Source organism: Sphingobium sp. WR1 (assembly GCF_059693745.1).
Genome location: NZ_JCATID010000014.1, coordinates 55,071 through 77,503 on the forward strand (window position 1 = coordinate 55,071; position 22,433 = coordinate 77,503).

Consider the following 22,433-nt stretch of genomic DNA (forward strand, 5'->3'; position numbering starts at 1 on the left):
ATTTTATGCCTTTCGCGCGTCTCTATCCGTCGCGCGCCTGGCTCTTTCTGTCCGCCCAGAAAAACAGCCGCTTGACAAAGTGGAGCTATTTTTTCCAAATAACGCAATCAAATTCCAATATGTGGAATTTTTATAAGGGAGGGTGACTGGTGCGGTTGCGGCATGTGAAACTTGCTTCGATTTCCTGCGCGACGCTTGTAGCGGTGACACCGCCGGCAGTGGCCGCGCAGGATGTGCCGTCCCGGCCGGCTGGTGGCGCGCAGGAGGATGTGAGCGCAACCGACATCATCGTCACCGGCATCCGCAGCAGCTTGCAGGGGGCGCTCAACGCCAAGCGCAATGCCCCCCAGGTGCTCGACGCGATTTCGGCGGAGGATATCGGCAAGTTCCCGGACAAGAATGTCGGCGAAGCGCTCCAGCGCGTCACGGGGGTTCAGCTGACCCGGTCCGACGGCGAGGGGTCTGGCGTGACCATCCGCGGCGCAGACCCGTCGCTGAACCGCGTGGAGATCAACGGCACCACGGCCCTGTCGACCACGGTCGGCGGCGGTCGCGACGTCGACTTCCGCGATCTACCGTCCGAGTTCGTCAATCGCCTGGAAGTCGTGAAGTCTGCCACGGCCGACATGACCGAAGGCGGCGTGGGCGGCACCGTGCGCGTCATTACCCGCCGCCCCTTCGACAATGGTGGCAAGCCCTATCTCGCCGGATCGGCGCAGGCCATCTATTCCGATATCGGCGACCATATGGACCCGCGCCTTGCCGTTATCGGCAGCGACACCTTCGCTGACGGAACGATTGGCGTGCTGGTGTCGGGCACGTTCGAGAACCGCAATGTGGAAAGTCATCAGGCGCGGACGACCGGCTGGGTTCGGATAGACAGCGATCCCAATACGCCCGACAACCAATATTATGACATCAACAATGATGGCCAGGCGGACTTTTTCCCCGACATTCCGCGCTATGTCATCAATCGTCTCGAAACGCGCCGCTATGCGCTGAACGGCATTGTGGAATGGCAGCCGAGCGATGATTTCAAGGCCTATCTCGAAAGCAACTGGACCCGTTCGAACCAGTCGGTGACGTCCCAATATCTGCAAACGGGAACCAGTGGCGGCGTCATCGATACGGCCAACACGATCATCGGCCCGGACAATAGCGTCCAATATCTGGTGATGAACAATAATCCGGCCAAGCCGCAGACCCAGCAGCTCGGCGTATCCTACCGCAATATTCTGGGCGATATCCGCCGGACGACCTACAATATCGCCCTGGGTGCCGACTGGACCATCGGCAAGTTGACGCTGACGCCGAAAATCTCGCTCTCCAAGGCGAAGGCCTATAATAACGAGATCAACGCCACCGCAGCCGTCACCGGCATGTCCAGCCTGATCGTCGATTATGGCAATGGCCAGCACGCGCCACAGATCATTCTGCCCAATGATCCGACAACCACGGCCGGGATCAATCAGCTGACCGTGCTGCGCCGTCCGCGCTATGATGACCAGACCGAAAAAATGGGCAAGCTGGACGCGGAATATAAGCCGGATGCGGGTCCGTTCACCGCCTACAAGATTGGCGGCCAATATCGCGACCTGTCGGTCAAGAGCCGTTTCTACAACAAATCGACGGTGCTCAACGGTTTTGCCGATCCGGCGGTGCAGGCGCAGATTGATGCCATCGTTGGTGCCCATGCGGCGCTGGGCGCCTCGCCCTTCTTCAACACCGGCAATCTGGGTTTCACCGGCGATTATAATGGCTGGCTGAACATGACACAGGGCGTGGCCGACGCGGTCGGCGTGCCCGACCCGTTCGATGCGCAGGTCTTCACCGACACCTGGCGCGTGGACGAACGCAACCTCGCCGGTTATGCGCAGGCCGCCTTCGCCTTTGATGTCGGCGCCGTTCCGGTCAGCGGCGTCATTGGCGCGCGCGTGGTCAATACCAAGGTGAACACGTCGGGTTATCTGAACGCGGGCGGAGTCATTTCGCCGGTTTCCTACGACAGCGACAACACCGAATTTCTGCCGTCGATCAACCTGAAGGCTGAACTGATCCCCGACAAGCTGATGGCGCGCGCCACGGCAACCGAAGTGATGGCCCGTCCGGTGCCGCAGCAACTGGCGCCGCGCTTCACGCTCGATGTTGTCGGCCTGACGGGATCGCGCGGCAATCCGGCGCTTCAGCCTTTCCGTGCCCGCCAATATGATGCGGGCCTGGAATATTATCTGAATAAGACGAGCTTTGCGTCCGTGACTTATTTCCGAAAGGAAATCAGCAGCTTCATCCAGAATACTACCGAGGATTATGAAGCGGCGGACGGAACGCACTACACCATTACCGTGCCGACCAACGGGTCGCAGAAGGTGACGATCAACGGCGTGGAAGCCGGCGCCCAGCTCGCCTTCGATTTTATCGATGCGCCGGTGATCAAGCAGATGGGTGTGATCGCCAATTACACCTATTCGAAGGACAGCGGCTATGAACAACCGGACTCACTGACGGGCGCAGCGTTGCCGTTCCCGGGCCTGTCGCGGCACGCCTACAACATCTCTGCTTATTATGAAGATGATGTGGTCAGCCTGCGCGGCGCTTATAACTGGCGTTCGAAATATCTCATCACTGCGGCAGGGCGTGGCGGCAACCCCGAATTTGGTGAAGCCTATGGCCAACTCGACGCCTCGCTCAACATCACGCTGATGCCGGGCGTGTCCTTCTTCCTCGAAGGCGTGAACCTGCTCGATGCCACGCGCAAGGAGAATGCCAACAGCGTCTATCGCCGCACCATCATCGAAACCTTCGGCCGCAGGGTCTATGGCGGCGTCCGCCTGAAGCTGTGACGCCAGCCGCGTTCAACCGCCGGGCGATGCTCGCCGCGCTGGCTTCCCTGCCGTTGGCGGCGCGCGCGCCCGGTCGCATTCTCCATCGCGACGATTTCCGCCAAGGCCTCGACCAATGGCGGCTCGAAGCGGCGGGGAATGCCCATGTGGCGGCGGCGGGCGGGGTGCTCGACATCGACACGCCAGCCGGCCTCACCCTATGGTTTCGTGCTGCACTGGCCGGTCCGGTCGCGATCGACTATCAAGTCCGCGCGGTCGCGGCCGGCGGGCCGCATGATGCGGTCAGCGACGTCAATGCCTTTTGGATGGCGACCGATCCGGGCGCGCCGGACGGATCGGTGCTCGCCCATCCGCGCAATGGGGCGTTCGAGGCCTATGACCTGCTGCGCACTTATTATGTCGGTATCGGCGGCAACCGCAACACGAGCACGCGGATGCGACGCTATGTCGGCAAGGCTGGCGAACGCCCCTTGCTGCCCGAGCATGACCGGCTTGCCGAGGCGGACATGCTGGAACCGAACCGCTGGTTCCACCTGCGGCTGATCGCCGATGGACGGCGCATCGCGGTGGAACGCGATGGCGCAATCCTGTTCAGCATGACCGACGATGCGCCCTACAGGCGCGGTCATTTCGGGGTGCGCACGACGCAGAGCCATATCCAGCTACGCAATTTTTCGATCAGCCGGCCATAGACCGGGCCAAGAAGGAGGGGGCATGAAGGAGCAACTGACGGTCAGGCGGCGGGACATGCTGCGGCTTGGTCTTTTGGGCGGCGCGGCGGCGTTGCTGCCGCCCGAGACGGTGGCTGCAAGCCGTGGCGCGCATGGAGCGCCGCAGACGCCGGTGCGCTGGATCGACGGGGATGCGCCGGCGCTGAGTCTGGGCCAGACCTTCGGCGTGCCCTGGCCGCGCGGCGCCGTTCGGGCCAATGCGGCGCTCAGCCTGCGCGCGAGCGACGGCCAAATGCTTCCCTCCCAGCATTGGCCCCTGGCGACATGGCCCGATGGCTCGCTCAAATGGTCTGCTCATGCGCTGCCGGCGGGCATGGCGCAGCCCGCCGGTCTGGAAGTCCTGCCCGGCAAGCCGCAGGCTCCCGCTTCCCCAGTCTTAGTGTGGGAAGGCGCCGACGGCGTGGACATTCTGAGCGGCGCGACCCGCTGGCGCATTCCCCGGTCGGGCCATGCCGTCATCGCCGGCGCCTGGGCCGGCGATCGGCAGGTCATGACGGCCCTTTCGCTCGTCGCCAGTGTCGATGATTCACCCGAAGGCGGTCGGCGGACCCGCCTCACCGGCCGGATCGATCGGATCACGGTCGAGCAGAAGGGACCGGTCCGCGCCGTCGTCAAGCTGGAGGGCAGGCATGAAGGGCAGGGGCGGACGATGCTGCCCTTCACCCTGCGCCTCTATGCCTATGCAGGAGGCGAGCATCTGCGCATCGTCCACAGCTTCATCTTCGACGGCGACCCGGCGAAGGATTTCGTCAGCGGCATCGGCCTTGCCGCCACCGTCCCGATGACGGGCGCGCCGCACGACCGTCATGTCCGCCTGTCCACGGCCGACGGCAGTCTCTTTTCCGAAGCCGTGCGGCCGCTCACCGGCCTGCGCCGCGATCCGGGCGCAGCGGCGCGCGCCGCCCAGATCGCGGGCAAGGCGGTGGCGCTGGACGATATCTCTCCGGGTGTCCGTTCCCTGTTGGATCGCATTCCGACCTGGAGCGATTTCACGCTCGGTCAGTTGACGGCGGACGGTTTCGCCATCGCCAAGCGCACGGCGCCTGGCCATGCCTGGGTCGATTCCACCGCCGGCGCCCGTGCGCTGGGCCTGGCCTATGTCGGCTCACCACAGGGCGGTGTCGCAATGGCGGCGCGCTATTTCTGGCAGCGCCATCCCGCCCAGATCGATATTCGCGGTGCGGCGACAGACACAGCGGCGCTCAGCCTCTGGCTCTGGTCGCCCGATGCGAAGCCCATGGATATGCGCCCCTATCGCGGGGTGCTGGGCATGGAGGGCTATGACGCCCAGAATGAAGGGCTGGCCATCACCTATGAGGATTATGAGCCGGGCTGGGACAGCGCGACCGGTATCGCCCGCACCAGCGAACTGACCCTATGGGCCTGCGCCGCCACGCCGGAGGCCGAACGGCTTTCCGCCATGGCGCAGGCCAATGCCGTGCCCCCGCAACTGATGGTGACGCCCGCGCGCATTCACATGGCGGGCGTCTTTGGTCCCTGGGGTCTTCCCGACCGCTCCACACCGATCAAGGTCCGGATCGAGGACCAGATCAGCAATCTCGCCTTCTTCTACGAGGGTGAGGCGGATCGCCGCCGCTGGTATGGTTTCTGGAATCATGGCGACGTCATGCACACCTATGACGCCGACCGGCATCAGTGGCGCTACGACATTGGCGGCTATGCCTGGGACAATAGCGAGCTGTCGCCCGACCTCTGGCTGTGGCTGAGCGTGCTGCGGTCGGGCGATCCGAAACTGTTCCGTTTCGCCGAAGCAATGACGCGCCATACCGGCGAAGTGGACGTCTATCATCTGGGTCGCTTCAAGGGGCTGGGCACGCGCCATGGCGTCCAGCATTGGAGCGACAGCAGCAAGCAGCCGCGCATCAGCAACGCCATTTATCGCCGCATTTTCTATTATCTGACCGCCGACGAGCGGGTCGGCGACCTGATGCGCGATCTGCTCGATTCCGATCAGGCGCTCCGCCATGTCGAGATCGGCCGCAAGGTGCCGGGCGCCGAGCGAAAGCCGCTGCCCGACGGCGTCATCGACCTGAGCTTCGGCACCATGTGGTGTTCGGTTGCTTCGGCCTGGCTCACCGAATGGGAACGAACGGGCGATCGGACATGGCGGGATCGGCTGATGGCCGGCATGGACAGTATCGGGCGGCTGAAGCGGGGCTGGCTGGCGGGCAGCGCCCCCTATGATCTGGCGACCGGGCGTTTCATGGGGGAGGGAGACAGGATCAGCCTTTCGCATCTCAATGCCGTATTCGGGGCGCTGGAGGTGAATGCGGAACTGCTGCAACTGCTCGACGTGCCGCATTATCGCAAGGCATGGCTGGATTATTGCCGCTGGTTCAATGCGCCCAAGGCGGAATGGGAAGCGGAATTCCATGAGCCCTATAACGGACGCAACCTGAAGGAAGGCCATTCGCGCCTCACCGCCTATTTGGCTCGCGAAACCGGCGATACGGCGATGGCGCGCCGGGCCTGGGACGAGTTTCTGTCCGGCGAAGCGGGGCTTGGCCTGTCGCAGGGAGATCCGCGCGTGAAACTGACGGGGGCGAAGGTCATCGCGCCGACGGTCGAATGGCCGGATGTCTCCACCAACGCAGCGGCCCAATGGGGGCTGGCCGCGATCGAAAATCTGGCGCTCATCCCCGATGCGCTGCCGGCGCAAGGCTGAAGAGAAGGACAAGAGGATGAAAAGCGGCATTTCGGCTTTGGCATTGCTGGCGATCGCCTGGGGCAGCCATGTCCCGGCCAGGCCGGTGAGACAATGGACCGACGCGCTGACCGGGCATGAGATCGTCCAGATCACCGACCAACCGGGCGGCGCGGCCAGCCTCTATTTCCACCAGAACAGCTATACGCCGCAGGGCGACAAGATGGTCATTTCGACGCCGGAGGGGATCAGCGTCGTGACCTTGGCCGACTGGAGCATCAGGCCGCTGGTCAAAGGGACCGATCTGCAATTGCTCTTCACCGGCCGCAAGACGCGCAGCCTCTATTATGCCAGCCGTCGGCGCGACGATGGGGCGGGTGCGACCACCATCTTCGCCGCCGACATCGACAGCGGCACGGTGCGCAAGGTGGCGACCGTGGCGAAGGGATCGATAGGATCGATCAATGCCGACGAGACGCTGCTGCTTGGCCAGTGGGCAGCGAGCGACAGACCGCTCCAGCCCGACGGCACGGCCAAGGAACCAGAAATCAAGCAGCAGTTCGGCCAGGCCAACTATGCCGCGAACGGCCCGGACGGCAAGCCATTGAGCTTTGCCGAGGCGAAGGAAGTGCGCCTCAATGAGCGGCTGGAAGCGAAAATCCCGATGGAGATTTTCACCATCGACATTCGCACGGGCGAGCGCAAGATCGTGGTCGCGTCGACCGACTGGCTGAACCATGTCCAGTTCTCGCCCACCGATCCCGGACTCATCCTATATTGCCATGAAGGGCCGTGGCACAAGGTCGACCGCATCTGGACCATCCGCACCGACGGCACGGGGCAGCAGATCATCCACAAGCGCGCCATGAATATGGAGATTGCCGGGCATGAGTTTTTCTCGCCCGACGGCAAGTGGATCTGGTATGATCTCCAGACCCCGCGCGGCGAGGTTTTCTGGCTGGCGGGCTATGAACTCGCGACCGGCAGGCGCCAATATTATCATGTCGATCGCAATATGTGGTCGGTCCATTATAATCAGGCGCCCGACCTTCAGCGCTTTTCCGGCGACGGCGGCGACAGCGAGATGGTGGCTCATGCGCCGGACGGCAAATATCTCTACCTGTTCACGCCCAAGGCGATCCCGGACGTGGCGGGCATCCATGCGGACAATGCCGCCGACCTTATCGCGCCGGGCACGCTGGAGGCCGAGAAGATCGTCGACATGCGCCGCCACGACTATCGGCTGGAGCCGAACATCACGTTCACGCCGGACGGTAAATGGATGATCTTCCGGTCCAACATGGATGGCAGCAACCAGATCTATGCCGCGCGGCTCGCGCGCGCCGCATCCTCTGTCAGGCGATGAAGCGTGCCGTCAGCGCATGATCGCCCGGATAGATTTGCCGGACATAGGTGATCCGTTCCGCCGTGCGCCATGTCCAGCGCTCGACCGACAGGCAAGGCGCGCCTTCCGGCAGGTGGAGATGTCCGGCGATCGCGCGCGTGGCCGCGATGGCAGTGATGCGGTGCCGGGCATCGGTCCAGGGCACGTGGCCAAGCAGCCAGCGGCCGGGGCTTTCCACAACGAAGTCGACGTCCCGCGCCGCCGGGACGATCGCGAGGTTGACGAGTCTCTCTTCCAGCGCAAAAGGCAAACCGTCGGCGCGATGGAGGCAGGTCAGCGCAAGCACCGGGCCACCATCCATCGCCAGCAATTCCCGATCGCGCGATCCGGCCTCCCTTTCTGTCTGCTCCAGCATGTCCAGCTTATGGCTGTGGCCATGATCCTCGATCTCGGCGGCGATATCGGGAATGTCGAGCGCCGCGCGATGCACCTTGGGCGCGGCGACGAAGCTGCCCGCGCGCTTGCGCCGTTCGATCAGGCCCCGTTCGACGAGCGCGGAAATCGCCTTGTTCACGGTCATGCGCGAACAGTCATAGTCCGACATAAGCGCATGTTCGGGCGGGATGCGATGTCCGGCCTCCCAGGCTCCGGACATGATCCGGCTTTCAATGTCCTGACGGATACGGTCGTGCAGCGACGACGCCTTCATGCCAGAAGGTCGGCCAATACGCCGCGATAGCGGGCCGCGATGCGATCGCGATGGATATGGCGGCCTTTTTCGACCAGTCGGCGCCCCCGCCGCCACACGCTGCCGATGGCCGATCGACCCGCCGCAAAGAGAAGCCCATCCAGCAGGGCGTCGCCCTTTCGTCCGATCAGCGAGGGGTGCGCGTCGTCCAGCGTCAGGAAATCCGCCGGCGCACCGACCGTCAAGCCCACGGGCGCACCAAGCGCCTTGGCTCCGCCCCGAACAGCGTCGCGGTACAGCGTGCCGCCCGTCGATCCGCCCGCCGGGGCGAGAATGTTGCGTCCCCGCGCGACAAGCCGCTGGCCATATTCGAGCAGGCGCAATTCCTCGGTCGCGTCGATCAGGACGTTGGAATCCGAACCGATCCCGAAGACGCCGCCCGCAGCCAGAAAGTCAGGGGCGGAAAACAGGCCGTCGCCCAGATTGGCCTCCGTGATCGGGCAAAGGCCCGCCACCGCGCCGCTCGCCGCCAATGCCTGTGTTTCGGTCCCGGTCATGTGGGTCGCATGGACGAAGCACCAGCGGCTGTCGACGGGCATGTTGGCAAGCAGCCACGCGACCGGCCGCTGCCCGCTCCAGGCGATGCAGTCGTCCACTTCCTTCACCTGTTCGGCGACATGGATGTGGATCGGGCCGTCCGCCAGCGTCACCAGCCGACCCAGTTGATCCGGCGTCACCGCACGCAGGCTGTGGGGCGCGACGCCGAGGATCGCGTCGGGCAGCGGCGCGAGCAGGGTGCGGAGCCGATCCAGCAATCCGGCGAAATCATCCAGATCATGGATGAAGCGGCGCTGGCCTTCGCCGGGCGGGAGGCCGCCAAAGCCGGCATGGGCGTAGAAGACGGGCAGGTGGGTGAGGGCGATGTCGCTCTCCTGTGCGGCCGCAACGATCGCGGCGCTCATGGCGGCCGGATCGGCGAAAGCGCGCCCGTCCCGGTCGTGATGCAGATAATGGAATTCGCCGACGCGGGTGAAGCCGCCCTCCAGCATCTCCGCATAGGCGAGGGCCGCGATCGCCTGGAGATGGTCGGGCGTCAGCCGGTCGACGAAGCGATACATCGTCTCGCGCCATGTCCAGAAACTGTCGTCGCTGGCGCCGCGCCACTCCGCCAGGCCAGCCATGCCGCGTTGAAAGGCGTGACTGTGCAGGTTGGGCAAGCCGGGCAGGGCGACCCCGAGCATATTGTCACCCGCTTGCGGAGGAACGCCGGTGGCGAGGGACAGGATCATGCCGTCGCCGACAACGATCTGGACATCTTCCGCCCAACCATGGGGCAGGAGCGCCGATTCGAAGTGAAAGCTGTTGCACGGGTCTGCGTTCATCGGGTTGGCCTCCGCAATTATGTCTATACATTATCGAGGTTCGGTGCAATGCTTCGGGGCAGGGAGATTCGACATGCGATGCGATCGGCTTTGGAAGGATGCGCGGCTGGCGACGATGACGGGCGAAGGGCTTGGTATCGTCGAGCGCGGCGTCATCGCCGCAATGGACGGACGCATCGTCTATGCCGGTTCGGAGGCTGATGCACCGGGGTTCGATCCTAAGGAGACGATCGGGTGCGACGGCCGCTGGATCACCCCCGGCCTGATCGATTGCCACACCCATCTGGTCCATGCCGGCGATCGCGCCCATGAGTTCGAATTGCGCCTCGCCGGCGCGTCCTATGAGGAGATTGCGCGGGCCGGCGGCGGCATCGTGTCGACCATGAAGGCGACCCGCGCGGCCAGCGAGGCGGACCTGATCGCCAGCGCGCTGCCACGCCTCGACGCGCTGATCGCCGAGGGCGTCACCACGGTCGAGATCAAGTCCGGTTACGGCCTGACGCGCGACGACGAGATGAAGATGCTGCGCGCCGCCCGCGCGCTGGGCGATGTCCGGCCGGTTCGGGTTCGCACCAGCTTCCTGGGCGCCCATGCGCTGCCGCCTGAATTTGCAGACGATGCCGACGGATATATTGCGGCGCTGTGCGACGATATGCTGCCGGCGGCGGTCGATGCCGGACTGGTCGATGCGGTCGACGCCTTTTGCGAGGGGATCGGTTTTTCCGCCGCGCAAACGGCGCGCATGTTCGATGCCGCCCGGCGACTGGGGGTGCCGATCAAACTCCATGCGGAGCAGCTGTCGAACCTGCACGGGGCGCAGCTCGCCGCCGAGGCGGGGGCGCTTTCCGCCGATCATCTGGAGCATCTGGACGCAGACGGGATCGGCGCGATGGCGCGGGCGGGCACGGTTGCCACGCTGTTGCCGGGCGCCTTCTACTTCACGCGCGAGACCAGGCTGCCGCCGATCGACGGATTGTGCGCGGCGGGCGTTCCGATCGCGCTTGCGACCGATTGCAACCCCGGCACGTCGCCGCTCACATCGCTGCTGCTGGCGATGAATATGGGCGCGACCCTGTTCCGCCTGACCGTCGAGCAATGTCTGGCTGGCGTGACTCGCAACGCCGCCCGCGCGCTTGGGCTGGCGGAGGAGGTCGGCACGATCGAGGCAGGCAAAAGCTGCGACCTTGCCATCTGGGACGTCGAGCGCCCCGCGGAACTTGTCTATCGCATGGGGCTGAACCCGCTCCATGCCCGTATCTGGAAAGGCCTATGAGCGAGATCATCCTCACCCCCGGCGACACCGGGCTGACGCAGTGGCGTGCCATCTATCGCGGAGCGAAGCCGCGTCTGGATGCGTCGAGCGCACCCGCAATCGCCGCCAGCGCCGCGGCGGTCGAACGCATCATCGCCCGGCACAAGCCCGTCTACGGCATCAACACCGGCTTCGGAAAGCTGGCGAGCGTCAAGATCGGCGACGAGGATCTGGCGACGCTCCAGCGCAACATCGTCCTCAGCCATGCCGCGGGCACCGGCGATCCGTCGCCAGTGCCTGTGGTGCGGCTGATGATGGCGCTCAAGCTCGCCAGCCTCGCGCAAGGCGCATCTGGCGTGAAACCGGAAACCATTGCCCTGATTGAGGCGATGCTGCGTGCCGGGCTGACGCCCGTTGTGCCGTCACAAGGATCGGTCGGCGCCAGCGGCGATCTGGCTCCGCTCGCCCATATGGCCGCGACGATGATCGGCGTGGGGGAGATCGAGGTGGACGGGCAGCGCCGGCCCGCCGCCGAAGCGTTGGAGCGCGCCGGCCTGTCCCCATTGACGCTCGGCCCCAAGGAAGGGCTGGCGCTGCTCAACGGCACCCAGTTTTCGACCGCCAATGCGCTCGCCGGCCTGTTCGAGACGGAAATCCTGTTCCAGTCCGCGCTGATCACCGGGGCGCTCGCGACTGAGGCGGCGAAGGGGTCGGACACGCCCTTCGACCCGCGCATCCACGCATTGCGCCGCCAGCCGGGCCAGATCGAAACGGCCGATGCGTTGCGTCGGCTGATGGCGGGATCGGCGATCCGGGCAAGCCATCTGGAAGACGACGCCCGCGTGCAGGACCCCTATTGCCTGCGTTGCCAGCCCCAGGTGATGGGCGCCGTGCTGGACCTGATGCGGCAGGCGGCCACCACGCTGACGGTCGAGGCGAATGGCGTTTCCGACAATCCGCTGATTTTCCCTGAGACGGACGAAGCGCTTTCCGGTGGCAATTTCCACGCCGAGCCGGTCGCCTTCGCCGCCGACATGCTGGCGCTCGCCATCTGCGAGATCGGCTCGATCACCGAACGGCGCATCGCCATGCTGGTCGACCCGGCCTTGTCGGGACTGCCGGCTTTCCTCACGCCCAGGCCGGGCCTCAATTCCGGCTTCATGATCCCGCAGGTGACGGCGGCCGCGCTGGTGTCGGAAAACAAGCAGCGCGCCACGCCCGCCAGCGTCGATAGCCTGCCGACCTCAGCCAATCAGGAAGATCATGTTTCCATGGCCGCCCATGGCAGCCGCCGCCTGCTCGACATGGCGCGCAACGCCAGCGCGGTCGTGGGGATCGAACTGCTCGCGGCCGCACAGGGCTGCGATTTCCATGCACCGCTGACGTCCAGCGACGCGCTGGAGCAGGCGAGGGCCTGCCTGCGCCGGGAAGTGCCGATGCTGGAGGACGACCGCCATTTCCATCCCGACATGGAAGCGGCAAACCTGCTCGTCCGATCGGGCGCACTGATCGAGGCGGCCGGGATCGGCTTGCCGGGTCTGGCATGACCGGCTGGCTCGACATCCACCGCAGCGACGCGCCGCTGGTGATCGGCCTGCCCCATACGGGCGCTGATATTCCACCCGAGTTGGAAGCGCGTTTCGTGTCGCCCTGGCTGGCGCGCAAGGATGCCGACTGGTGGGTCGATCGCCTTTACGGCTTTGCGGCGGAGATGGGTGCGACGATCGTGCGGACCCGCATGTCGCGCAGCGTCATCGATGTGAACCGCGATCCGACCGGTCATTCGCTCTATCCGGGTCAGGCGACGACGGAGCTTTGCCCGACCACGACCTTTGACGGCGAGCCGCTCTATCGCGACGCGGCGCCCGATGCGGGCGAGATCGCACGGCGCCGCGAACGCTGGTTCGATCCCTATCATGCCGCGCTCGCGGTCGAGCTGGAGCGGTTGCGTGACGCGCATGGCAAGGTGGTGCTGTACGACGCCCATTCCATCCTGAGCCATATCCCGCGTCTGTTCGATGGGGAGTTGCCGCTGTTCAATATCGGTACGAATGGCGGCGTGACCTGCGACCCGGCGCTGGAAGCGGCCGTGACCGGCGCCGTCGAGGCGACCGGACGCAGCCATGTCCTCAACGGCCGGTTCCGGGGCGGCTGGACGACGCGGCATCATGGCCGTCCGGCCGACGGCGTTCACGCCATCCAGATGGAGCTGGCGATGCGCGGCTATCTGACCGAGCCGGCGCACCTGTCCCCCGACACTTGGCCGCCGCCCTTCGATCCCGCGCCGCCGCTGATCGGCGACCTCAAGACCATCATCGCGGCGTGCATCGCCTTCGCCCGCGCCTGAGCAGGAGACTTTCATGACCCGCCTCGACAACAGCCGTATCATCAAGCCTGCGACCGGAACGGATCTTTCGGCAAAGAGCTGGCTCACCGAAGCGCCGCTGCGGATGCTGATGAACAATCTTCATCCCGACGTCGCCGAACGGCCCGAGGAGCTGGTCGTCTATGGCGGGATCGGCCGCGCCGCGCGCGACTGGGAAAGCTATGACCGGATCGTCGAGGCGCTGCGGCGGCTGGAGGAGGACCAGACCCTCCTGATCCAGTCGGGCAAGCCGGTCGGCATTTTCCGCACCCATGCGGATGCGCCCCGCGTGCTGATCGCCAACAGTAATCTGGTGCCCAAATGGGCGGACTGGGAGCATTTCAACGACCTCGATAAGCGCGGCCTCGCCATGTATGGGCAGATGACCGCCGGCAGCTGGATCTACATCGGCACGCAGGGCATCGTGCAGGGCACCTATGAGACTTTCGTCGAGATGGGGCGTCAGCATTATGGCGGCGACCTGTCGGGCCGCTGGCTGCTGACGGCTGGCCTAGGCGGCATGGGCGGCGCGCAGCCGCTGGCGGCGGTGATGGCGGGCGCGTCCTGCCTGGCGATCGAATGCCAGCGCAGCCGGATCGAAATGCGCCTGCGCACCGGCTATCTGGATCGCGCCGCCGAAACGATCGAGGAGGCGATGGCGATCATCGCGGAAAGCTGCGCGGCCAAGACCCCGGTTTCGGTCGGTCTGCTGGGCAATGCCGCCGAAATCCTGCCCGAACTCCATCGCCGGGGCATTCGTCCCGACCTGCTGACCGACCAGACGTCGGCGCATGATCCGGTGAACGGCTATCTGCCCGCCGGCTGGACGGTGGCTGAATGGGTCGAGCGGCGTGAGCGGGAGCCGGACGCGGTGGCGAAGGCGGCCAAGGCCTCCATGGCGGTTCATGTCCGCGCCATGCTCGATTTCCAGGCGGCTGGCGTGCCGACCGTCGATTATGGCAACAATATCCGGCAGGTCGCGAAGGATGAGGGGGTCGCGAACGCCTTCGACTTTCCGGGCTTCGTCCCGGCCTATATCCGTCCGCTCTTCTGCCGGGGCGTCGGCCCGTTCCGCTGGGCGGCGTTGTCGGGCGATCCCGAGGATATCTACCGCACCGACGCCAAGGTGAAGGAATTGCTGCCCGACAATGCGCATCTCCACCGCTGGCTCGACATGGCGCGGGAGAAGATTCATTTCCAGGGGCTGCCGGCGCGCATCTGCTGGGTGGGGCTGGGGGACCGGCATCGGCTCGGCCTCGCCTTCAACGAGATGGTGGCGAAGGGCGAACTCAAGGCCCCGGTCGTGATTGGTCGCGATCATCTGGACAGCGGCTCGGTCGCCAGCCCCAATCGCGAGACGGAAGCGATGCGCGACGGGTCCGATGCGGTGTCCGACTGGCCGCTGCTCAACGCCCTGCTCAACACCGCCAGCGGCGCGACCTGGGTGTCGCTCCATCATGGCGGCGGTGTCGGCATGGGCTATTCGCAACATGCCGGCATGGTCATTGTCGCCGACGGCACCGAAGCGGCCGCACGGCGGCTGGAGCGTGTGCTCTGGAACGACCCGGCCACCGGGGTGATGCGCCATGCCGATGCGGGCTATCCGCAAGCGCTCGACTGCGCCCGCGACAAGGGACTGGACCTGCCGGGCATATTGGGATGAACGGGAGGCGCGTCGATGCGCCGTGCCTCAGCCCCTCCGTCGATAGTCGTCAATCTCGATTCCGTGGCGGTTGAGCTTGTCGTAAAAGGTCTTCCGCGGCAGTTGCAGGTTCGCCATGGCGGATCGCGCATCGCCCTGGACCTGCTCCAGCACCTTGCGCATGACCGCCGCTTCATAGCGCTCGACCCGCAGGCTGAGCGGCAGATGATCTTCGGCCTCGCCACCATCCATTTGCATACCGAGGAGGACGCGCTTGGCGTAGTTGGCGAGTTCCCGCACATTGCCCGGCCAGTCATGCTCGGCAAGCCATGCACGGACGTCGGCCCCGACCTGCGGCACGTCGCGTCCCAACTGCCCGGCCGCCTGATGCAGCAGATAGCCGAACAGCAATGGCACATCCTCCCGCCGGTCGCGCAGCGGCGGGATGCGTAGCCGCACCATGTCGAGCCGGTAGAGCAGGTCGGCCCGGAAGCGGCCTTCGGCGACGCTTGCCTCGATGCCGGGCTTGGTCGCCGCGATCACGCGCATGTCGAGCGGTTGCGGCTGATCCGCCCCGACGGGATGGATTTCCCGTTCCTCCAGCACGCGCAGCAACGACCCCTGAAGTCGCGCCGGGCTACTTTCGATCTCGTCGAGGAAAAGCGTGCCGCGGTGGGCGCGGGCGATCCGCCCCGACTGGGTGAGTTGCGCGCGGCCCTCCTGACCGAACAGGTCCGCCTCCGCGATCGTGTCGGGCAGCGACGCGCAGTTGATCGCGACGAACGGACGCCCCCGCCGCCGGCTCCAGCGGTGCAACAATGTCGCCACCAGCTCCTTGCCGGTCCCGGTCTCGCCCTCGATCAGCACGTCGACATCGGCGTCGGCGATCTGGCGCATATTTTCGCGCAGGCGGACCATGGCCGCGCTTTCGCCGATCAGCGGTTCGCCCGCCGCGCTTTCGTCCGCGGCCGCGCGCAGGCGGCGATTGTCGAGCACCAGTTGCCGCATCTCCAGCGCACGGCGCGCAGCGGCGATCAGATGATCGGTCGCGAACGGCTTGGCGATGAAGTCGAAAGCGCCCTGCTTGAGCGCCGACACGGCCATCGACACGTCGCCATGGCCGGTCATCAGTATGACGGGGATTTGATGGTCGATCGCGGCGATGCGGCGGAACAGTTCCAGCCCGTCCATGCGGGGCATACGAATGTCGGAAATGATCGCGCCGTCGAAGCCGGCATCCAGTCGTCCCAACGCCTCAGCCGCGTCGGCAAAGCAGCGAACCGGCAGGTCCGCGAGTTCGAACGATTGCGCCAGCGCCGTGCGCAGCGCGTCGTCATCGTCGATCAGCAGCAGGGAAGGGGCGTCGGTCATGCTTTTACCAATGTCATGCGGAACAGGGTGTGGAGATCGTCCGGGACGAGATCGAGCGCGCCGCCGAACTCGACCATGATGTCGCGCGCAATGTGGAGGCCCAGGCCCAGGCCGCCGGGCTTGGAGGTGGCGAAGGGCATGAACAGATCGTCGCGTAATGCTTCGGCTATGCCCGGCCCGTTGTCGCGCACCTCCAGGAACAGCCGGTCGCCGCGGTCGAGCAGCATCACGTCCACCCATCCGTCCGGCTGATCCGCAACCGCTTCCAGCGCATTGTGAAGCAGGTTCACCAACACCTGTTCCAGACGGATGCGGCCCGCGCGGACATGGATGGCCGGATCGGGCTGCGGCAGGGTCAGCCGCACGCCGGCGCTGCGGACCCGGTCCGCGACCAGCAGCCGGACGCCATCGATGGCGTCGGTGAGCGGCACTGGCCCGATCTCTCCGACACCCCGCCGGGCATAGCGCCGCAATTGCGCCGTGATGCTGCCGATACGGTCGGTCATGACAATGATTTCGCGCAGATTGGCGCCCGCCTTGTCGGGTTGATCGCGGTCCAGGAACAGGGCGGCATTTTCGGCGAAGGTACGGATGGTCGCGACTGGTTGATTGATTTCATGCGCGACACCGGCGGAGATGGTGCCGAGCGTCCCCAACCGGTTGGCGTGGGCCAGTTCTTCGCGCGCCTGCCGATAGCGGCGATCGGCGAGGGTGCGCGCCTCCATTTCATGCGCCAGCGCCTCTGTCCGCACCGCGACTTCCCGTTCCAGCCGCGCGCGGTCGCGCGTGGTCCGGCGCCGACGCGCCGCAAACCACATGCCTGCGGTGATGAGCAGAAGCAGCAGCGCCGCGAAGAGCAAAGTCGCAATCCGGGTCTGCCGTGCGACCGCGGCCAGGCCGGCATCGATCGGCACGACATGATAGAGTCGCCAGCCGGCAACCGGCACCGCCAGGCTCGACGTCATCGCCCGGCTACCGTCCCGCAGACGGGTTTCGCCGTCCGGCTGGATCGCCATGCCCAATGGCGTCAATGGCGCGCCGCCAAATTGGAGCGCACGCTGAATTTGGGCGCGCAGTTGCGGTGATACGGCATGAAGCGCGTGGAAGCGGCGGGAAGGGTCGCTGCTCAGCAGCAAGATGCCATTCTGGTCGGCAATGAAGGTCCAGGCGCTGCGATCGCTCCAGGCGCGCTCGATCGCGTCGAACTCGACCTTCACGACGATGACGCCGATCGGTCCCCCCGGCCCTTCGACCCGGCGCGACAGATAGAGGCCGGGGCGATGGCTGACCGTTCCCAGCGCGAAATATTCCCCGCCGCCCTTGCGCCAGCCGAGCTGATAATAGGGACGGAAGCTGTAATCCTGCCCGACGAAGCTGTCCGGCTGATGGGCATTGGAGGCAGCGATCGACAGGCCCGCCGCATTCAGCACATAGATGGCTGCCGCCCCAGTCTTGTCCGCGAGCGCGGCGAGTTTGTCATTGAGCGCCGCATCGATATGGCCGGACTGGAACGCGGTGCGCACATCCGAATATTCGCCCAGCACGACCGGGATCAGCCGGAATTTCTGCAATTCGGATTCGAGCAGGCGCAGCATCGACCGGGATTGCACGGCAGCGTCGCTACGCTGGTCCGCGAGAAACTGGCTGCGCGCACCCCGACCGTAGCGATCGGCGAACAGCCAGCAGGCCGCCGCCAACAGGACGATGAGGATTATCGGCCAAAGCCGCGAGACTCGGAACTTTCGCATTTGTGCGGATTATCACACAAAGTAATTATATGGGATGTCAAAATCTGCACGATTATGATCGCCATTCCATATCAATCGGAAATTTATGATTATAAATCAGCATGATATCATATTCGCCGATTTTCTTGTTTCCGGGTGATGGAGGCGCGAAGCTGAAACAGGTCGCAGGCAGTGATAGCCGCGACCATGGAGATGGAGCGCCTGTCATGATCACACAGAATTTTCCGGCCGCCACCGTGCCGTCAAAGAAGCGCGGCGTCGCCTCGCAGCTTTATGTGCAGGTGCTGGTCGCGATCATGGCGGGCGCGCTGCTGGGTCATTTCTGGCCGACCTATGGCGAGGCGCTCAAGCCGCTGGGCGACGCCTTCATCAAGCTGGTGAAGATGATCATCGCGCCCGTCATCTTCCTGACCATCGTCACCGGCATTGCGGGCATGAAGGAACTGGGGTCGGTCGGCCGTGTCGCCGCCAAGGCCTTTGCCTATTTCCTGACCTTCTCCACCCTGGCGCTGGTCGTCGGCCTGATCGTCGCCAATGTCGTGCAGCCCGGCGCGGGCATGAACATCGATCCGGCGACGCTCGATGGCGGCGCCGTCGCGGATTATGCCGCCAAGGCGCATGACAGCACATTGACCGGTTTCCTGCTGGACGTGATCCCTTCGACCCTGGTCGGCGCCTTCACGGGTGGCAATATCCTCCAGATACTGCTGATCGCCATCCTGTTCGGCATCGCCATCAGCCTGGTCGGCGAACCCGCCCAGCCGGTGGTGCATTTCCTGGAGCGCCTCAGCCTGATCGTCTTCAAGCTGGTGTCGATCCTGATGCGCGCCGCCCCCATCGGCGCGTTCGGCGCGATCGCCTTCACCATCGGCAAATATGGCATCGGCAGCCTGGCCAGCCTGGGTGCGCTGGTCGCGACCTTCTACCTGACCTCGGCCCTGTTCGTGATCGTGGTGCTGGGCACGGTCGCGCGGCTCACGGGCTTTTCGATCTTCAAACTGCTGCGCTATTTGAAGGCGGAGCTGCTGCTGGTGCTGGGCACTTCCTCTTCGGAAGCGGCGCTGCCCAATCTGATCGAGAAGATGGAGCGCGCCGGTTGCGAAAAGTCGATAGTCGGGCTGGTCGTGCCCACAGGCTACAGCTTCAACCTCGACGGCACGAACATCTACATGACCTTGGCCGCCCTGTTCATTGCGCAGGCGACCGGCGTCGAACTCACGCTTTGGCAGGAGATATTGCTGCTGGGCGTGGCGATGCTGTCGTCCAAGGGGGCGGCGGGCGTCACCGGCGCGGGTTTCATCACCCTGGCCGCGACGCTGTCGATCGTGCCGACCGTGCCGGTCGCGGGCATGGCGCTAATCCTGGGCGTCGACCGCTTCATGAGCGAATGCCGCAGCCTCACCAACTTTATCGGCAATGCGGTGGCGACCATCGTCGTCGCCCGCTGGGAAGGCGGACTCGACCGGCAGAAGCTGGACGACGCCCTGTCGGGCCGTCTGCCTGCGCCAGTTGCTACGCTGGACGGGCGAGAACTGGCGGCCGCCTGACACGAACTGAGATATAGAGGGACCGCGCGCCGCACAGACGACAGCGCCTCCATAGTGGAGAGGATGATATGATGGCTCGCCCGCTTTGGGGCCTGATGGCGCTTGCCTGCGCCAGCCCCGCCTTGGCGGAAACGCCGCCGCCCGCCAGCTACCCCGCCGCAGCGCAGGGTGATGGCGCCACCGTCAACGGCTATAATCTGTCGCGCTGGGCAGAAGACTGGCGCGCCTATCGCGATCCCGCCAAGCGTGACGACCTGCTCGACCGGCTCAAATATCTGCCGCTGGACGAAGACGGAGACATTTATCTGACGCTGAGCGGTGAGGCGCGGCTGCGCATGAACCTGACCAGCAACCCGCAACTGATCGAAGGACCTGAGCAGCGGCAGGACATCGTCCGACTGGTCGCGGGCGCGGACCTGCATGTGGGCGAGCATCTGCGCTTCTATGGCGAGGTCGCCCATGGCCAGATCGACGGCAAGAATATCGGCACGCCGTCGGGCACATTCAGCAACAGCTTCGTCTATCAGCAATATTTCGCCGAAGCGAAGGGGCGGATCGCCGATGTCGATCTGGGCATCCGCTATGGGCGGCAGGAATTTACCGACGGCCCCAATCTGCTGATTTCACAGCGCGACAACAATACTATCCGCTTCGTGCTGAACGGCACGCGCGTCTGGGCGCGGACGCCGACGATGCGCGCAACCTTGTTCGATTTCGAGACCACGGACCTGGGCAATGGCGGGCTGGGCGACGACGTGCCGGACAATAATCGGCGGTTCAGCGGCATCTCCGCCGGCTTCGTCGTTCCCCAACATTGGCTGGGCGGGTCCAAGCTGTTCTTCGATCCCTTTTTCTGGCGGCGGCGCAACCGGGTCGGCACCTGGGGTGGGGTGATTGCGCCAGCGGTACGCTATTATGCGGGCGGGCGGCTGTGGGGCGATGTGGGGCGACTCAACCTCGACTGGACGCTGGTCCATCAATATGGCGAGTTCCAGAACCGGCCGATCAACGCATGGCAGGCCTTTTTCGCGCAGAACTGGCGTCTGGGCGAAGACAAGACGGCGCCCCGGATCGGTGTGCATGTCGATTATGGCAGCGGTGGCGGCGGCTATGGCAAGGGGACGCTGCGCAATGCCTATGCCCCTTATGGCAACAATATCTATTTCAGCTACGGCCTGTTCCTGACCGCCACCAACATGATCGCGGTCGCACCGAACATCAGTTTCAACCCGACCGGCAAGCTGCGCGCCTCGCTGGAATATCAGTTCACCTGGCGCGATGACGAGAAGGACGCCGTCTACCGCGCCAATTACACCCCTTATGTCGGGACGGAGAAGGTCGCGGGCAAGGCCGTCGCCCAGCTCCTCCGCGCCCAACTGGTCTACAGCATCGCGCCCCGGCTGACGCTGACGACGCGAGCGGAATATCTGCGCGCCGATACGGTGCTGCGCCGCGCGGGCTATGCCAACTCCGCATTTCTGGGGAGTTGGATCAGCTTCCGATTCTGAACGGCATTATATGGGAGAAGCTGGCAACGCCCTTCCTGATGATCAGCCGCGTTTGCGGCTTCCCTCGATGTTCGGCAGGAAGGCCGCCAGCAGGCCGATCGCGGGCAGGAAGGCACAGATCTGATAGACGGTCTCGATGCTCATCCAGTCGGCCAGCCACCCCAGCAGAGCCGCGCCGACACCGCCCATGCCGAAGGAAAAGCCGAAGAACAGGCCGGAAATCATGCCGACCTTGCCCGGCACCAGTTCCTGCGCGAAGACGACGATGGCGGGAAAGGCGGAGGCCATGATCAGGCCGATCGCGATGGTCAGCGGCACCGTCCAGAACAGGTTGGCATAGGGCAGCAGCAGGGTGAAGGGCAGGGCGCCCAGGATCGAGAACCAGATCACATATTTGCGCCCGAACCGATCGCCCAGCGGGCCGCCCGCGACGGTTCCGACAGCGACCGCCGCGAGGAAAGCGAACAGGTACAATTGTGCCGTCTGCACCGACACGCCGAAGCGGTGGATCAGATAGAAGGTGAAATAGCTGGTGAGGCTGGCGAGATAGACATATTTGGAGAAGATCAGCGCCAGCAGGATGGCGATGCCGCGCCCGGCCTGTCCCTTGGGCAGTGCGATCGCCAGGGATGCGTGTCCGCCGGTCTTCAGCCGCGACAGCCCGTGATGACGATACCAGATCGCGACATTCCACAGCACCGCGCCGGACAGCAGCGCCAGCAGGGCGAAGAAGGCCAGGCTGGACTGGCCCCAGCGCACCACGACGAGCGCGGCCGCCAGCGGCCCCAGCGCCTGGCCGGCATTGCCGCCGACCTGAAACAGGGATTGTGCCAGCCCATGCCGCCCTCCGGCCGCCATGCGGGCGACGCGCGAGGATTCCGGGTGGAAGACCGACGACCCCATGCCCAGCAGCGCGGCACCGACCAGCACCAGCCCGTAGCTGTGCGCGATCGACAGGACGGCGAGGCCCGCCAGCGAGAACAACGTGCCGCCCGGCAGCGCCATGGGCGTGGGCCGCTTGTCGGCATAAAGGCCGATCAGCGGTTGAAGGATCGAGGCGGTGATCTGATAGACCAGCGTCACCAGGCCGATCTGCCCGAAACTGAGGCCAAGGTCGGACTTGAGGCCCGGATAGATGGCCGGGAGGAGCGACTGCATCATATCGTTGAGCAGATGGCAGAAGCTGATCGCCACGATCACGCCGAACACCGTGCCGTTCACCGTTGCCTGGGGTCTTGCCGTCGCTTCCATTATGTTGCGCATCATCTGCTCCTTTCGAGAGGTGCGATTAGCCTTTTCCTTCCTGTCCCGCTTCGGCATATGGGCCATTCGATTTTGAGAATGGGACA

General features: G+C 65.1%; 15 protein-coding genes. 10 read left to right on the plus strand and 5 right to left on the minus strand.

The features are described from left to right. Positions 1-149: 149 nt before the first annotated feature. Genes AC58EF_RS16530 through AC58EF_RS16545 form a run of 4 tightly spaced genes read left to right on the plus strand, consistent with a single transcriptional unit; the run spans position 150 to position 7,602 of the window. Positions 150-2,840 (plus strand): TonB-dependent receptor, encoded by a 2,691-nt coding sequence (locus AC58EF_RS16530; RefSeq protein ID WP_497277467.1) that lies wholly within the window; start codon positions 150-152, stop codon positions 2,838-2,840. A gap of 26 nt (positions 2,841-2,866) precedes the next feature. Then, positions 2,867-3,532, plus strand: coding sequence for a DUF6250 domain-containing protein (locus tag AC58EF_RS16535; RefSeq protein WP_497277533.1), 666 nt, complete (start codon positions 2,867-2,869; stop codon positions 3,530-3,532). A gap of 22 nt (positions 3,533-3,554) precedes the next feature. Further along, on the plus strand, positions 3,555-6,257 hold the full coding sequence (locus tag AC58EF_RS16540) for an exo-rhamnogalacturonan lyase family protein (RefSeq protein ID WP_497277468.1): 2,703 nt from the start codon (positions 3,555-3,557) through the stop codon (positions 6,255-6,257). 16 nt (positions 6,258-6,273) lie between these two features. After that, positions 6,274-7,602 (plus strand): oligogalacturonate lyase family protein, encoded by a 1,329-nt coding sequence (locus AC58EF_RS16545; protein ID WP_497277469.1) that lies wholly within the window; start codon positions 6,274-6,276, stop codon positions 7,600-7,602. Here the strand turns inward: AC58EF_RS16545 and hutC are convergent. Continuing rightward, a complete protein-coding gene (gene hutC, locus AC58EF_RS16550) occupies positions 7,592-8,290 on the minus strand; it encodes a histidine utilization transcriptional repressor HutC (RefSeq protein ID WP_497277470.1) in 699 nt (232 codons plus the stop codon). The two genes, AC58EF_RS16545 and hutC, sit on opposite strands and share 11 nt — an antisense overlap. Beyond that, positions 8,287-9,651: a formimidoylglutamate deiminase gene (locus AC58EF_RS16555; protein ID WP_497277471.1), complete on the minus strand. Its 1,365-nt coding sequence runs from the start codon at positions 9,649-9,651 to the stop codon at positions 8,287-8,289. Before AC58EF_RS16555 ends, hutC begins: the two co-directional genes overlap by 4 nt. A gap of 73 nt (positions 9,652-9,724) precedes the next feature. Here AC58EF_RS16555 and hutI point away from each other — a divergent pair, with 73 nt between their 5' ends. From hutI to hutU, 4 genes are read left to right on the plus strand one after another with little or no spacing between them, the layout of a single operon-like run. Next, positions 9,725-10,924 (plus strand): imidazolonepropionase, encoded by a 1,200-nt coding sequence (hutI, locus tag AC58EF_RS16560; RefSeq protein WP_497277472.1) that lies wholly within the window; start codon positions 9,725-9,727, stop codon positions 10,922-10,924. After that, positions 10,921-12,450 carry a histidine ammonia-lyase gene (gene hutH, locus AC58EF_RS16565; protein ID WP_497277473.1) on the plus strand — a complete coding sequence of 510 codons (1,530 nt, stop codon included), beginning with the start codon at positions 10,921-10,923 and terminating at the stop codon, positions 12,448-12,450. The genes hutI and hutH overlap by 4 nt, the downstream gene beginning before the upstream one ends. Next, complete coding sequence (gene hutG, locus AC58EF_RS16570) at positions 12,447-13,250, plus strand: N-formylglutamate deformylase (protein ID WP_497277474.1); 804 nt, start codon at positions 12,447-12,449, stop codon at positions 13,248-13,250. Before hutH ends, hutG begins: the two co-directional genes overlap by 4 nt. A gap of 13 nt (positions 13,251-13,263) precedes the next feature. Beyond that, complete coding sequence (gene hutU, locus AC58EF_RS16575; RefSeq protein WP_497277475.1) at positions 13,264-14,931, plus strand: urocanate hydratase; 1,668 nt, start codon at positions 13,264-13,266, stop codon at positions 14,929-14,931. A gap of 27 nt (positions 14,932-14,958) precedes the next feature. Here hutU and AC58EF_RS16580 read toward each other — a convergent pair whose 3' ends face one another. Further along, a complete protein-coding gene (locus AC58EF_RS16580; RefSeq protein ID WP_497277476.1) occupies positions 14,959-16,281 on the minus strand; it encodes a sigma-54-dependent transcriptional regulator in 1,323 nt (440 codons plus the stop codon). Beyond that, entirely contained in the window at positions 16,278-18,029 is a 1,752-nt protein-coding gene (locus AC58EF_RS16585) for a sensor histidine kinase (protein WP_497277477.1), read from the minus strand. The genes AC58EF_RS16580 and AC58EF_RS16585 overlap by 4 nt, the downstream gene beginning before the upstream one ends. 206 nt (positions 18,030-18,235) lie before the next feature. Here AC58EF_RS16585 and AC58EF_RS16590 point away from each other — a divergent pair, with 206 nt between their 5' ends. Beyond that, a complete protein-coding gene (locus tag AC58EF_RS16590; RefSeq protein WP_497277478.1) occupies positions 18,236-19,576 on the plus strand; it encodes a dicarboxylate/amino acid:cation symporter in 1,341 nt (446 codons plus the stop codon). 71 nt (positions 19,577-19,647) lie between these two features. Further along, positions 19,648-21,084: an alginate export family protein gene (locus AC58EF_RS16595; RefSeq protein WP_497277479.1), complete on the plus strand. Its 1,437-nt coding sequence runs from the start codon at positions 19,648-19,650 to the stop codon at positions 21,082-21,084. Positions 21,085-21,126: 42 nt separating this feature from the next. Here the strand turns inward: AC58EF_RS16595 and AC58EF_RS16600 are convergent, their stop codons facing one another. After that, entirely contained in the window at positions 21,127-22,335 is a 1,209-nt protein-coding gene (locus AC58EF_RS16600) for an MFS transporter (protein ID WP_497277534.1), read from the minus strand. Positions 22,336-22,433: the final 98 nt, after the last annotated feature.